The organism is Rhizobium sp. BK275 (assembly GCF_014193555.1).
GTDB lineage: Bacteria > Pseudomonadota > Alphaproteobacteria > Rhizobiales > Rhizobiaceae > Rhizobium.
Genome location: NZ_JACHZL010000008.1, coordinates 24,624 through 37,810 on the forward strand (window position 1 = coordinate 24,624; position 13,187 = coordinate 37,810).

Here is a 13,187-nt window from a genome sequence, read left to right on the forward strand (position 1 = left end):
CGACGATTTTGCGACAGTGCGCCGCAGCATGGGTTGATTTGGAAACAATTGGTTAAAGCGATGGGTGGAAATCCACCCATCGTTGTCCTGACCGGTTGGGCGGCAGAACGACCTCGCCGGTTTCCAGCAGCGATTTGAGGTTGGAAAGAATTTGCGGTCACCGCCGGAGACGGCACCGATGAACTTGGAGCCCTAACACCCTGAAACAGGTGACCGCATTCAAAAAATCGGAATTGGATCAGAGCTCGCGGCGCGTCTCGCCGGTCATCTCATTGGCCAGCAGCTTCTTGTCGAGACCGTATTTCTGCATCTTCTCATAAAGCGTTTTGCGCGAAATGCCGAGCGATTCATAGACCGGCTTCAGGCTGCCGCCATGGGCGACAAGCGCAGTTGCAATCACGCCGCGCTCGAATTCGGCGACACGTTCGGCAAGCCCCGCAGCCTCGGCCTGCCTGCAGCCCCCGTCGAGGCCAAGTACGAAACGGTCAGCGGCATTGCGCAATTCACGGACATTGCCTGGCCACTCGCGCTGCCCGATGTCGGAAATCACATCCGGCGGCACGGCCATCTCATCCTTGCCGTAGCGTGCTGCCGCCTCCCTGACGAGTTGCATGAAAAGCAGTGGGATGTCTGCCCGGCGTTGCGAAAGCGACGGCACGTGAAGGGTCGCGACATTCAGGCGATAGAGAAGATCGGCGCGGAACCGTCCATCAGCGACCTCCGCTTCCAGATCGACCTTGCTTGTCGCGATGAATCGCACATCGAGCGGCACGATCTCGTTCGAACCGAGCCGCGAAATCACCCTCTCCTGCAGCACCCGCAGGAACTTCGCCTGCAGATCGACCGGCATGGAGCCGATCTCATCGAGAAGGATGGTGCCGCCGCGTCCATGTTCGAACTTGCCGTAACGAGGCCGCACCGCGCCCGGGAAGGCGCCGGCCTCGTGGCCGAAAAGCTCGCTTTCGATTAGGTTTGCCGGCAGTGCCGCACAATTGATGGCGATGAACGGTCGGCTCGCCCTTGCACTGATATCGTGCAGCGCACGCGCCACCACTTCCTTGCCGGCTCCTGTGTCACCGACAATAAGCGTGTCGGCATCGCTCGCCCCGATCGCACGGATGCGGTATCGCAGATCGACCATGATCTGGGTGCGTCCAGGCAGCCGCGCCTCGATATCATCGCGCTTGCCGGCAACTGCCTTCAGCAGCCGGTTTTCAAGCACGAGGCCGCGCCGCTCCATGGCGCGGCGGATGACGCCGGCAAGCATCTGCGGCGTAAACGGCTTCTCGATGAAGTCATAGGCACCCTCGCGCATCGCCTTGACGGCAAGCTGCACATCGCCATGGCCGGTGACGAGAATGACAGGCACTTCAGTATCGAGCTCCCGAATCTTCTGCATCAGCGTCATGCCGTCCATGCCGGGCATGCGAATATCGGTGACGACGACACCCGGAAAACTGTAGCCGATCAGCTCCAGCACATGATCCGCGTTCGAAAACGTCTCGACGCTGAAACCCGATAGTTCCAGCGCCTGCGCCGTCGAACGGCGCAGTTCCTCCTCGTCGTCGACGAGCAATATCTTCTGTTCGTTCATTCCGCCGCCTCCGGCACCATGCCTGCCGCCGCCGAAAGCTCGATCCGGAATACTGCCCCACCCTCCGGATGGTTGGAGACGGTCAGGCTGCCACCGAAATCCTTGATGATGTTGTAGGAGATGGAAAGCCCGAGCCCGAGCCCCTTGCCGACGCCTTTGGTGGTGAAGAAGGGATCGAAAATACGCTCCGTAATCGCCGGCGGCACGCCCGGCCCATGATCGCGTACGGTCAGGATCACCCTGCCCGCCTCTTCGGATGCCGAAACCTCGATACGCCGATCCTCCAACCCCTCGACCGCATCCGCCGCATTCGAGATCACATTGACCAGCACCTGCTGCAGACGCACCGAGCCGGCTTTGACCACCGGCGGCCGCGCCCCAAGATGCAGCCGGAGATCGGCATCAGCGGCCTTCAGCCGCCAGGCGATGATCTCCAACGTGTCGCGGATCGCCTCGTCGAGCGGTACCGGACCGAGCTTCTCATTGGGCTTGCGCGCAAAATTGCGCAGGTGCCGGCTGATCGAGGCCATGCGGTCGATCAGCCCGCCGATGCGCTGGATATTATCCTGCGCTTCGGCAGTGCGACCGCGCTCCAGCAGAACGGCGGCACTGTCCGTGTAAGTCTTGGCGGCGGCGAGCGGCTGGTTGAACTCATGCGAGAGCGCCGCCGACATCTGCCCAAGCCCGGCAAGCTTGCCCGCCTGGATGAGATCGGCCTGTGTCTGGCGCAGCTGCTGCTCTGTCAGACGCCGCTCGGCGATCTCCTCCTCGATGCGGCTGTTGACGCGAGCAAGGTCGGCCGTGCGCTCATCGACCCGCCGCTCCAACTCGTTCTGCGCCTCGGCCTGCAATTGCAGGCGCTCCGCAAGCCGCACGCGCCGCTGCCGCAGAATGGCGAATGTCAGCGCGGCAATGCATAGAACAAGAAAGACCACAACCAGCGCCGTGCGGGCCTGCGTCCGGATGGAACTCGTGTCCATCAGCACGTTCACCGTCCAGTCTTCGGCCGGCATGTAATGCGAAAGGACGAGATATTCGCTCTGCCTGCGATCGCCGGCGAGCGTCATCAGGTCATGATCCTCGAAGCGATGGCGGATGACCGGCAGCTCGACGAGCTTGGCATTGGCATAACGCCGCGATGCCTCGGTACGCGCCACGCGATCTGCACTCAGGGGCAGAATCGCCCCGTAAAGCCAGTCCGGACTGTCAGACATGAAGATGATGCCCTCGGGATCGGAGACGAAGATACGGTACTCACCGCCGCTCCAGGAGGATTCGATCACATCGATATCCACCTTGAAGACGATGACGCCGCGGATTTCCCCTTCGACCCAGATCGGCGAAGAGAAATAATAGCCGCGCTTCAGCGAGGTCGTGCCGAGTGCGTAGAAGCGTGCATGATGCCCGCCGATCGCCTCCTGGAAATACGGTCGGTAGCTGAAGTTTTCACCGATGAAACTGCCGGGGTTGTCAAAATTGCTGGCGGCGATCGTCTCACCATCCGGCCGCACGACATAGATGTCGGAGGATTTCAGGAGCCCGTTGATTTCCTTTAGGTAGAGATTGGCATTGTCGCGCAGCGACCGATCATCCGGCCGGGTGACGAGATCCTTGATATCGTCGTGATCGGCGATCAGCGCCGGCAAGGCCTCGTAGCGGCTGAGATGGCCGCTAAGTGCGGAAACCGCAAGCCTGAGCGCCGTACCCGCCTGCGCTGAGGCTTCACCCATATAGGCGCGCGTAGCGACCGCGCTCCCGTAATAGAAGAAAGCGAAAACAAGCAAGGGTGCAGCGCAGAGCGCCACAATGACACGATAGCGCGAAGACAGAGTCTCGCTCCTCCCTTTCCGCCTCCGCTCCTCGTGGAGGCACAACCCGACGCCTCCGAGTGTAATGAGCACGGTTAGGATTTCCAAGAGGCGCCGAAACTTGACACATGTCAGGCGCGGATGTCTGATTGCTGCACCGCAAGGAGACCCTCATGAGCGACGACCAGATCCCCGATGACAGCAAGCTCACGACGTCCAAGCGCCGCTGGGCGGCCGAGGGAAAATTTCTGACCGGTCGCATCAGCCGCCCGGAAACCGAGCGCCTGCCACCCGGCCAGCATCTGGTCAAAAACTGGCCGGTCCTCGACCTCGGCCAGCAACCGATCATTGCCATCGATAGCTGGCGCCTGGAGGTTGGTGGCCTCGTCGAGACACCGCTGGACCTGAATTGGGCGGCCTTTCAGGCACTGGAGCAGAGCGCGATGGTCAGTGACATCCACTGCGTCACCACTTGGTCGCGTTACGATAATAAATGGAAGGGTGTTTCGACCCGCGACCTGCTCGATCTCGCCATGCCGAAAGCGGAAGCCGGTTACGTCATGCTGACCAGCTATGATGGCTATACGACCAATCTGCCGCTTTCCGATTTCGCTGCCGAAGACGCCATTCTCGCCACCGCATGGGAGGGCTTGCCGCTGACCCGCGATCACGGCGGACCGATGCGCCTCGTCGTGCCGCACCTTTATTTCTGGAAAAGCGCCAAATGGCTGCGCCGCATCGATCTGCTGCCGGCCGACAAGGCCGGCTTCTGGGAAAAGAACGGCTACCATATGTATGGCGATCCGTGGCGCGAGCAGCGCTATTCGGAAGACTGAAGCCGAAGAGACCGCCTGACAGCAAAGGACCCTAAGGCGAGGATCGCTGCCAATCCGCTCAGCGAAGCCATGCTCGCCGGATGCAGCGGGATTTCACTCCAGCGCGGACCTACCACATCGGCGGTATTGAAACCTTCTCCACTGAAGCGGCAGGTTACCAGTGAAAGGCCGCGCCTGACCATGTCGGCATCGACGTCCGATGCAATCTCCCCTGCCGCAGCCGCCTCCTGCGGCATGTCGCGCAATGACATGAGCACCGCCTTTGTCGCGGCGAGATAGGCATGCGCGCATTCGTTGAACGGGCTTTCTTCATCTGTCACGCTGCCCGGTACCCCACCCCAGAGACAGTAGGAATACTGGATTTCGGCATAGTTCAGCACGCGCCGAAAAGGCTCGCTGGTATCCATTGCCCTTGAGGCGAGAGCCATAATGCGCGTGTGATAATCGGAAATGACCGCCATCTCGCCGTGAGAGATCTCAGGTACCGGCAGGCCGGCATGGCTGCCCTCGCCGCTGCGACTGTGCGCAGATGCAATGCCCGCGGTCAGCAGGGCAAGGCCGAAACAGATGGAATGCAACGCGATTTTCATAAGACGCCCCAACGTCTCGATACGGCTAACCGCGAGCCGACAGGCCCATGAGAAAAGAGGGAGCTGTCGAAACCCCTGCCTGCCATCCTATCGATAAGCCGAACGAAACCCGGTCCTCACCCCGAGGCGCCTCTCCGCCAGCGCGCCGAAGCCAAGGCCGAGCACCGACCAGAGGATCATGTGCATAGCGATCGTCGTCGTGCGAAAGCGCCACAGTAACATGGCCGAGAAATTCTCCGGCACTTCGTTGACCGGCGGCAGCAGATATTCCACGAGGCCTATGAAGACGATGAAGAGAACGCCGGCAATGATCGCCGCATTCCAGGCGCCGTAGTTCGACGTCAGCCGTCGCGCGAGAGCAATTGCTGCAACCATCGAGGCCACGGAAACGACGATCATCAGGAAGAACAGCTCGGTGCGAACGCTGATCGTATCCGAGTTGCCGACAGCCGGCGGGTTGGCTGGATATTTGATTGCCGGAACAATGTCGATAGCGACGAAAGCAGCGGCCGCGATGACGGCAGAAGTGCCGCGTGCCGAAAGGCTGCTGAAGCGGCCCTGCACGAAAGCGAAGACAAGCGCGAATAGCCCGCCAACGGCGACACTATAAGCTATGACACCGGTAAAGAGGCCAGGGCCTGCCTGTGTGGCACGGCTGACGATTTCTGGTTCGGCTGCCGCGCCGGCTGCCTGCGATGTAGCCTCTTCAAAGGCAATGGCCGCATCGACGAGCGGCTCCCCGAAAAAGCGCGCGAAGGCAAAAACCAAGATACCAGCAATCAGGCCCGCGACCATACCGCGGAGCAGAAGATTTCCAACCATGTGAGGACCTCCCTTAGTGGCAGGGGAAGCCGAGAAGATGGCGGGCGTCGTGCACGAATTCGTGCACATACATGCCGTTGAAGAGCGCCATTGCGCCCTCTTCAGTACCGACGAAATAGATGGCGATGAGCATCAGCAGGCCGCCGAAGATTGCCCAAGGCAGGATCTGGCCTACGGGGATCGGCGCGGGTGACGCGATGGGCGCGAAAGTGGTGTCAGACATATATTCCTCCTGGAATGACGCGTTCAGTCGAAAATCGTGTGTGCAGTAGGGTCTGACTTCCAACGCGAAGAATTTCGACACGCTGGTCACAGTGGCGCGACCGCGCCGGACTTTCACCGGCTTCCAAACCCGCAACGTCACGGTTATATCTTTTCGTCAAAGAGACTGTCAACGAAACTTCATATGCGGGCGGCGGCCATCCCGCCCTATCTCCGGAGGGCGCGCGTAATATGACCACCCGGCTCACATGGATAAACCACGGCGCCACGGCGGCAAATCGCACCGCCTCCTTTCCGGTCGATGAGCCACTGGAGGAAAAGACCCTGGGCGAGGCCGCGATGCCGACACCAGGAAGGGCAGACAGGGTTTTTACGAGCCCGGCGTTATGCGCCCGGCAGACGGCCGAGATGCTGGGTTTCGAAGCGACCGTTGCGCCGTCTCTGCGAGATTGCGACTACGGCCGCTGGGCCGGCAGGCCGCTCATGAGCCTTCACTCCGAAGAGCCCGAAAACCTTGCTCTCTGGATGTCGGATCCCGAAGCTGCTCCCCACGAGGGCGAGAGCCTGCAACAGCTTGGCAGGCGCGTCACCAGCTGGATGAATGAGGAAATGCCGCTCGGCGGCCGTGTCATCGCGGTTACCCATGCAGCCGTCATCCGCGCTGCGATCCTGAATGTGCTGAAGGCACCGCCGGCCGCCTTCTGGACGATCGATATCCAGCCGCTCGGCATGGCGCGCATGACGCACGACGGCCGCCGTTGGTCGCTGCGTTTCTGAACATTCCTCGTAAATTAGTCCAGCCTTACACAAGCAAACGCGGTCATACATATTGGACCCGGAATTCCGGGCTCTACGTCCTTCCCCGAGGAGACGAAAAATGACCTATGACTGGAGTGGGGAGCGTACGCGGCGTCTGCGCATCGTGCGTGTCACAACTGTTGTCGCCGTTCTCGTCGGCGTAATGATCAGCCTACCATTGCTGATCAACGTCGCCTGAAAGTCAGAGTACGTCAAAGGCGGGCGCGCTGCGGCCGCTCGCCTTTCTCTTTGCCGATCTTATTGCTGGACCTGAGTGACCGAGATGAACGGGCTGAGCCGGCGAGGGGCCGGCGGATCAGTGTTTGCTGCCCTTTGGTATTGCGGTGTGGGTGATCGAGACCGGATCGCTGGCGGGAAAAGTGCCTTCCAGTCCCTCGTCCAGTTGCTCTTCCATCTCCTCCTCGTCACCCCGCGAACGAGCGTTTCCTAACCCGGCTGGTCGCTCGTTATCGCCCTCGCGGATTGGCGCGGTGGCGAAGCGCCTCATAACCTCTCTCGCCTTTTCCACCGCATTCAGCCGGTTCAATTGCTGGCCGCGATCACTCTTGATCTGCACGGAGACGACTTCGCCACCGTCGCCCACGAATTCAACCGTAAAACCGCCTTTGCTGCCATAGGCGGGGATGACCTGGGTGCCGACAAGTTGCATGGGATCGTCCTCTCTCGTGAACAGTCCCGGAAAACGGCTTGAGCAGCGCATTGGTTCCGCTCAGGACGGCCGGGTGCAATCAACTTTCAGCTCCAGTTCGGCCGGCACGTGCTTTGCCCCTTCCACGGCCGCGAAAAGGTCGGGAAAATCGAACGGCAGATCGCCGGGAGCCGTGACATCCGGGTGCATCCGTTAGAAGGCATAAAGCGGCTAGCGGACAAAGGTTTGAAATTGCTGGAAAAATTCGATGTCTCTTGCGCCATGTCGAAGGCTGTACGGCACGAAAGGCGCGCTCGTTTTCGATGAGAGTGCGACCGAATGCGTAGCATGTTCTCCAACAATTCGCCTCCAGGTTTCAATAAACATTTCAGACTTTCATGATATTTCCGCCGCGGGATGGAGATGGAGAAGCTGATGCCAGAATTCTTCAGGACCAGGGCGGGAAGGCAATGTCTGACGATCATGGCGCTCGGTGCAGCGCTATGGATTTCAGGCGCCCTGCTGGATGTCGATAGCTGGCTCGTCAGCTTCATGAGCAACTTCGAGGACTACGGCGCCGACAAGTTTGTGCTCGCCCTCGGCATCGCCGGCGCGATGAGTTTCATCTATTCCGTGTTGCGCATTGCCGATCTTCGCAAGGAGATGCTGCTTCGCGATGCCGCCCAGGCCCGCGCCGACTGGATTGCCACCCACGACCATCTGACCAAGCTTCCGAACCGCTACGCCTTCGAACGCAAGATCCTGCCCAAGATTACCGACAAGGAAGGCAATATTCCCGACGAGGCAAGGAACAACGTCACGATCTTCTCCGTCGATCTCGATGGTTTCAAGAAAGTCAACGATCTCGTTGGCCACAAAGGCGGCGATGTCCTGCTGGTCGAAGTGGCCAAGCGCATCTGCGCGCTGGGTAATGCCGATTGCGTCTACCGCTTCGGTGGCGATGAATTCATCATCATCGCCCTCGGCATGACCGCGGCGCGGGAGGAATGGTTTGCCAAAGTGCTCATCCAGGCGGTCACACGCCCCATCCTGATCGACGGTTTTGCCGTCGAGGTCGGCGCCAGTGTAGGCTACGACCGCTGGAGCGAAGGCGCAGAGCCGCTGGAGGACGCTGCCCACCGCGCCGACCTTGCCATGTATGAGGCAAAATCGCGCGGCCCCAATCATCAACTGGTCTTCGAACCGTCCATGCAGGACAAAGTAGCGGAACGCGCATCGCTGGAGACCAAGCTGCGTGGCGCCATTCAGAACAAGGCGATCAAGACCCACTACCAGCCGCTGATCGATCTCAGAAGCGGCAGCGTCTGCGGCTTCGAGGCACTGGCACGATGGACCGACGAAGACGGCATGAATATTCCGCCTCCGGTCTTCATCGGCATCGCCGAAGAAACCGGCATGATCACCGAACTGTTCGAAAACCTCCTCACCCAAGCCTGCAGCGATGCGCTTGCCTGGCCTGATCACGTCAGGCTTTCGTTCAACGTGTCGCCTGTGCAGATGGAGGACAAACTGCTTGCCTCGCGCATCCTCAAGGTGCTCGCGGCAAGTCGCCTGCCTGCCAGACGGCTGGAGGTGGAAATCACCGAAAACGCGCTGATCCAGGATCCGGCGATCGCCGCCCATATTCTCGATGAACTGCATGAGGCGGGCGTACAGATCGCGCTCGATGATTTCGGCACGGGCTATTCGAGCCTTGCGCAGCTTGCCCGTTACCGTTTCGACAAGATCAAGATCGACAAGAGCTTCATCGCCACCTGCCGGGAAGACGAGAAGCAGGAAAAAATCGTCCGCGCCATGCTTGCTCTCGGAAAAAGTCTCAACATCAAGACGACGGCGGAAGGTGTCGAGGAACATGCCCAGCTAACCTATCTGCTGCAGCTTGGCTGCGACATCGGCCAGGGCTATCTCTTCGGCAAGGCGATGCCCGCCGCAGAAGCGGGCATCCTCATCGAAAGTCAAAATGCCAGCTTGGCCTCGACGGCCTGAGGAGAACGATTCCAGCAAGAGTGCGAAACGGTTCGTCACCCCTCGCCTGACGCCTTCCGGGGACTGAATCGACAACCAAAAATTGCTCGCCAGGACAGAAGAGGCTTCCCACCCGACGCGATAACGCTAAGTTCGTTCATCGTCACGATTGCCGGGAGCATCAAGCAACATGCCGTCGACCGATCTTCTCCTGACCTTCAATGCCGGTTCCTCAACGGTGAAGATCGGCATCTTTTCCATTGAGGATGGCAAGGTGCGGCGCATCGGCAAGGGCGTGATCGATTTCCGCGCCGAACCCTTCGCCTTCAGTCTGCAGGAAGGTCCGCAAACCTTCGACATGCCGCTGAAGGCCGAACTCACCGATGACCTGCATGCCGTCATCGACGAGACGTTCGAGCTGCTGTCGGAGCATTTCGAGGTCGGCACCGTGCGCGCTGCCGGCCACCGCGTCGTTCACGGCGGCGACCGCTTCACCGCAGCGACGCCGCTCGATGATGCCGCGATCGAAGCGATTGACGCGCTTACGCCGCTGGCACCCCTTCATCAACCGCAGGCGCTTCGCTTCATCCGCGCGCTGAAGCACCTGAAACCGCATCTTGCCCAAACGGCCTCGTTCGATACCGCCTTTCATGCCACGCAGATCGACCTCGTCCGCCGCTTCGCCATCCCGCGCGCGCTTCACGACGAAGGTATCAAGCGCTACGGATTTCACGGCCTCTCCTACAAATTCATCGCTGGCGAGGTCAGCCGCAGGCTATCGAATAAAGCGAAGATCGTCGCCGCCCATCTCGGCAGCGGCGCAAGCCTCTGCGCTCTGGAAAACGGTGTCAGCCGTGACTGCAGCATGGGTTTTTCTACGCTGGATGGCATACCCATGGCCACCCGGCCCGGCTGGCTCGATCCCGGCGTGATCCTGCATCTGCTGCAGCAAAAGAAGCAGTCCGTCGATCAGCTGGAAGACATGCTCTACTATCGCTCCGGCCTGCTTGGCGTCTCCGGCATCAACGCAGATACTCGCGACCTTCTTGAGGACGCAAGCCCGGAAGCGCGCGAGGCGCTGGACCTCTTCACGCTGCGCATCGCTGGCGAGATCGGCCGCATGTCGGTGACACTCGGCGGGCTCGACGCCATCGTCTTTACCGCCGGAATCGGCGAGCACCAGCCGCAGATCCGCTCGGCAGTCATCCGGCATCTCGGCTGGCTCGGCCTTACGGTCGACGAAAAGGCAAATGCAGCCAATGGCTTCACGATCACGACACCCTCGAGCCGCATAACGGCGCATGTCATTGCCACGGACGAGGAACAGATCATCGCGCAGGAGGCGCTCTCTATTCTTCGCTCCTGATGATCCAGATCAAGTGCGTGCCGACGCTGGCCGCTAGAATTGACGTTGAACAAGTTTAAACGGGAGAAATCCATGGAAAAGCATGTCTCGACTCCATCAGTTCTTTCAGACGCAGAACTCGCGCTCATCGACCGCTACTGGCGCGCCGCCAACTATCTCTCAGTCGGCCAAATTTATCTTCTTTCCAATCCTCTCCTGCGCCAGCCCCTGAAGCCCGAACATATCAAGCCCCGCCTGCTCGGCCACTGGGGCACGACACCTGGCCTCAACTTCATCTACGCGCATCTGAACCGTGTCATCCGCGCCCGCGATCTCGATATCATCTATATGTGCGGTCCCGGTCATGGTGGGCCGGGCATGGTCGCCAATACCTATCTGGAAGGCATCTATAGCGAGATCTATCCCGATATAACCGAGACGGAAGAGGGCATGCGCAAGCTTTTCCGCCAGTTCTCCTTCCCCGGTGGGATTCCGAGCCACGCGGCGCCGGAAACGCTCGGCTCCATCCATGAGGGCGGAGAGCTCGGCTATGCGCTCGTTCATGCCTATGGCGCGGCCTTCGACAATCCCGATCTGATCGTCGCCTGCGTCATCGGCGACGGCGAAGCCGAAACCGGCCCGCTGGCGGCAAGCTGGCATTCCAACAAGTTTCTGAACCCCGCCCACGACGGCGCCGTTCTGCCGATCCTGCATTTGAACGGCTATAAGATCGCCAACCCGACAGTTCTCGGTCGTGCCGGTGACGAGGATCTAATGCATCTCTTCGAAGGCTACGGCTACGAGCCTTTCTTCGTCGAAGGCCACGAACCGGCCAAAATGCATCAGCAGATGGCCGCGACCTTCGAGAAAGTCTTCGACCATATCCGCGCCATCCAGAAGGAAGCTCGCGACGGCAAGGCGCCGCAGGCCTGCCCGCGCTGGCCGATGATCGTGCTGCGCAGCCCCAAGGGTTGGACTGGCCCGAAGGAAGTGGACGGCAAGAAGGTCGAAGGCTTCTGGCGCGCCCATCAAGTGCCGGTCTCCAATTGCCGGGAGAATGACGGACACCGGAAAATTCTCGAAGACTGGATGCGCAGTTACGATCCTGAAGACCTCTTCGATGCCTCCGGCACGCTGAAGCCGGAACTGCGGGCACTTGCCCCGTCGGGCGAGCGCCGCATGGGCGCCAATCCACATGCCAATGGCGGCATTCTGCGCAAGGAATTGATCGCACCCGATATCCGCGCCTATGAGGTGAAGGTGGAAAAGCGCGGCGATGCTATGGTGCAATCCACCGAAATCCTCGGCCACTACCTGCGTGATACGCTGACGCTCAACAAGGCCAATGCGAACTTCCGCATTTTCGGCCCCGACGAAACGGAATCAAACCGCCTTGGCAGCGTCTTCGAGGTCACCGACCGCGTCTGGATGGAGGAGATCGAACCTTATGATGTCGGCCTCTCCCGCAATGGCCGCGTCATGGAGGTTCTGAGCGAGCATCTTTGCCAGGGATGGCTGGAAGGCTACCTGCTGACGGGCCGGCACGGTCTCTTTTCCTGCTACGAGGCCTTCATCCACATCATCGACTCGATGTTCAACCAGCATGCCAAATGGTTGAAGGTCACCCGGGAGCTGGAATGGAGGAAGCCGATCTCCTCGCTGAACTATCTGCTGACCTCGCATGTCTGGCGGCAGGACCACAACGGCTTCTCGCATCAGGACCCCGGCTTCGTCGATCTCGTCGCCAACAAGAAGGCCGATATCGTCCGCATCTACCTGCCGCCGGATGCCAACACCCTGCTCTGGGTCGGCGATCATTGCCTTAGGACTTATGACCGCATCAACGTCATCGTTGCCGGCAAACAGCCCGAACCGCAATGGCTGACCATGGATGAGGCGGTGAAGCATTGCGAAACCGGTATCGGCATCTGGGACTGGGCGAGCCATGAGGACGATACGGTGGCGCCCGATGTCGTCATGGCCTGTGCCGGCGACGTGCCGACCATGGAGACGCTCGCCGCCGTCGATCTTCTGCACCAGCATGTCCCGGAACTGAAGATCCGCACGGTGAATGTCGTCGACCTGCTTGCCCTGCAATCGAAGGACCAGCATCCGCACGGCCTAACGGACGAGGTCTTCGACGCGATCTTCACGTCGGACAGGCCTGTGATCTTCGCTTATCACGGCTATCCTTACCTCATCCACCGGCTGACCTATAAACGCACCAACCACCGCAATATCCATGTGCGCGGCTTCATAGAGGAGGGCACGACGACCACGCCCTTCGACATGACCGTGCTCAACGAGCTCGACCGCTTCCACCTCGCGATCGAGGCGATCGAGCGCGTTTCGGGCCTGAAGGGAAAAGTGCCGGAAGTGCTGGAAAGCCTGAGAGCCAAGCTCGTCGAGCATCATGCCTATGTCCGCGAATATGGTGAGGATATGCCCGACGTTCGCAACTGGAAATGGCCCGCGGCCTGAGAGGAAGTTAACCTACATGAAAAGGGCCGCACGGAAACCGCGCAGCCCTTCCCCAG

At 60.3% G+C, this 13,187-nt stretch carries 11 protein-coding genes and 1 riboswitch; of the genes, 5 read left to right on the forward strand and 6 right to left on the reverse strand.

Annotated elements, in window-relative coordinates:
• Window positions 1–238: 238 nt before the first annotated feature.
• Complete coding sequence (locus tag FHT82_RS23625) at window positions 239–1,594, reverse strand: sigma-54 dependent transcriptional regulator (protein ID WP_183735132.1); 1,356 nt, start codon at window positions 1,592–1,594, stop codon at window positions 239–241.
• Window positions 1,591–3,324 (reverse strand): sensor histidine kinase, encoded by a 1,734-nt coding sequence (locus FHT82_RS23630; protein WP_246698221.1) that lies wholly within the window; start codon window positions 3,322–3,324, stop codon window positions 1,591–1,593. The genes FHT82_RS23625 and FHT82_RS23630 overlap by 4 nt, the downstream gene beginning before the upstream one ends.
• A 251-nt stretch (window positions 3,325–3,575) precedes the next feature.
• Between FHT82_RS23630 and FHT82_RS23635 the strand changes: the two genes are divergently transcribed.
• Window positions 3,576–4,238 (forward strand): sulfite oxidase-like oxidoreductase, encoded by a 663-nt coding sequence (locus tag FHT82_RS23635; protein WP_183735133.1) that lies wholly within the window; start codon window positions 3,576–3,578, stop codon window positions 4,236–4,238.
• Here FHT82_RS23635 and FHT82_RS23640 read toward each other — a convergent pair.
• From FHT82_RS23640 to FHT82_RS23650, 3 genes are all read right to left on the reverse strand, one after another.
• Window positions 4,223–4,828, reverse strand: a complete 606-nt coding sequence (locus FHT82_RS23640; RefSeq protein WP_183735134.1) for a hypothetical protein — start codon at window positions 4,826–4,828, stop codon at window positions 4,223–4,225. The genes FHT82_RS23635 and FHT82_RS23640 overlap by 16 nt on opposite strands.
• A gap of 87 nt (window positions 4,829–4,915) precedes the next feature.
• Window positions 4,916–5,650, reverse strand: coding sequence for a CbtA family protein (locus FHT82_RS23645; RefSeq protein WP_183735135.1), 735 nt, complete (start codon window positions 5,648–5,650; stop codon window positions 4,916–4,918).
• Between the two features lie 13 nt (window positions 5,651–5,663).
• Window positions 5,664–5,873: a CbtB-domain containing protein gene (locus tag FHT82_RS23650; RefSeq protein ID WP_183735136.1), complete on the reverse strand. Its 210-nt coding sequence runs from the start codon at window positions 5,871–5,873 to the stop codon at window positions 5,664–5,666.
• Between the two features lie 50 nt (window positions 5,874–5,923).
• Window positions 5,924–5,998, reverse strand: a riboswitch (cobalamin riboswitch).
• Between the two features lie 105 nt (window positions 5,999–6,103).
• Between FHT82_RS23650 and FHT82_RS23655 the strand changes: the two genes are divergently transcribed.
• A complete protein-coding gene (locus tag FHT82_RS23655; RefSeq protein WP_183735137.1) occupies window positions 6,104–6,649 on the forward strand; it encodes a histidine phosphatase family protein in 546 nt (181 codons plus the stop codon).
• 337 nt (window positions 6,650–6,986) lie between these two features.
• Here the strand turns inward: FHT82_RS23655 and FHT82_RS23660 are convergent, their stop codons facing one another.
• Window positions 6,987–7,340: a hypothetical protein gene (locus FHT82_RS23660; RefSeq protein ID WP_183735138.1), complete on the reverse strand. Its 354-nt coding sequence runs from the start codon at window positions 7,338–7,340 to the stop codon at window positions 6,987–6,989.
• A 414-nt stretch (window positions 7,341–7,754) separates the two neighbouring features.
• On the opposite strand from FHT82_RS23660, the gene FHT82_RS23665 reads away from it, so the two are divergent.
• From FHT82_RS23665 to FHT82_RS23675, 3 genes are all read left to right on the forward strand, one after another.
• The gene (locus tag FHT82_RS23665; protein ID WP_183735139.1) at window positions 7,755–9,326 is read left to right on the forward strand and encodes a bifunctional diguanylate cyclase/phosphodiesterase; all 1,572 of its coding nucleotides are present in this window, start codon (window positions 7,755–7,757) and stop codon (window positions 9,324–9,326) included.
• Window positions 9,327–9,495: 169 nt separating this feature from the next.
• On the forward strand, window positions 9,496–10,671 hold the full coding sequence (locus FHT82_RS23670; RefSeq protein ID WP_183735140.1) for an acetate/propionate family kinase: 1,176 nt from the start codon (window positions 9,496–9,498) through the stop codon (window positions 10,669–10,671).
• A 72-nt stretch (window positions 10,672–10,743) separates the two neighbouring features.
• Complete coding sequence (locus FHT82_RS23675; protein WP_183735141.1) at window positions 10,744–13,131, forward strand: phosphoketolase family protein; 2,388 nt, start codon at window positions 10,744–10,746, stop codon at window positions 13,129–13,131.
• The last annotated feature ends 56 nt before the right edge of the window (window positions 13,132–13,187 follow it).

Excerpts from the sequence above, each read along its gene's own strand:
- FHT82_RS23630 (WP_246698221.1), bottom strand. The coding sequence starts at position 3,324 with ATGGGTGAAGCCTCAGCGCAGGCGGGTACGGCGCTCAGGCTTGCGGTT.
- FHT82_RS23665 (WP_183735139.1), top strand. The coding sequence starts at position 7,755 with ATGCCAGAATTCTTCAGGACCAGGGCGGGAAGGCAATGTCTGACGATC.
- FHT82_RS23660 (WP_183735138.1), bottom strand. The coding sequence starts at position 7,340 with ATGCAACTTGTCGGCACCCAGGTCATCCCCGCCTATGGCAGCAAAGGC.
- FHT82_RS23645 (WP_183735135.1), bottom strand. The coding sequence starts at position 5,650 with ATGGTTGGAAATCTTCTGCTCCGCGGTATGGTCGCGGGCCTGATTGCT.
- FHT82_RS23670 (WP_183735140.1), top strand. The coding sequence starts at position 9,496 with ATGCCGTCGACCGATCTTCTCCTGACCTTCAATGCCGGTTCCTCAACG.
- FHT82_RS23650 (WP_183735136.1), bottom strand. The coding sequence starts at position 5,873 with ATGTCTGACACCACTTTCGCGCCCATCGCGTCACCCGCGCCGATCCCC.
- FHT82_RS23675 (WP_183735141.1), top strand. The coding sequence starts at position 10,744 with ATGGAAAAGCATGTCTCGACTCCATCAGTTCTTTCAGACGCAGAACTC.
- FHT82_RS23655 (WP_183735137.1), top strand. The coding sequence starts at position 6,104 with ATGACCACCCGGCTCACATGGATAAACCACGGCGCCACGGCGGCAAAT.
- FHT82_RS23625 (WP_183735132.1), bottom strand. The coding sequence starts at position 1,594 with ATGAACGAACAGAAGATATTGCTCGTCGACGACGAGGAGGAACTGCGC.
- FHT82_RS23635 (WP_183735133.1), top strand. The coding sequence starts at position 3,576 with ATGAGCGACGACCAGATCCCCGATGACAGCAAGCTCACGACGTCCAAG.
- FHT82_RS23640 (WP_183735134.1), bottom strand. The coding sequence starts at position 4,828 with ATGAAAATCGCGTTGCATTCCATCTGTTTCGGCCTTGCCCTGCTGACC.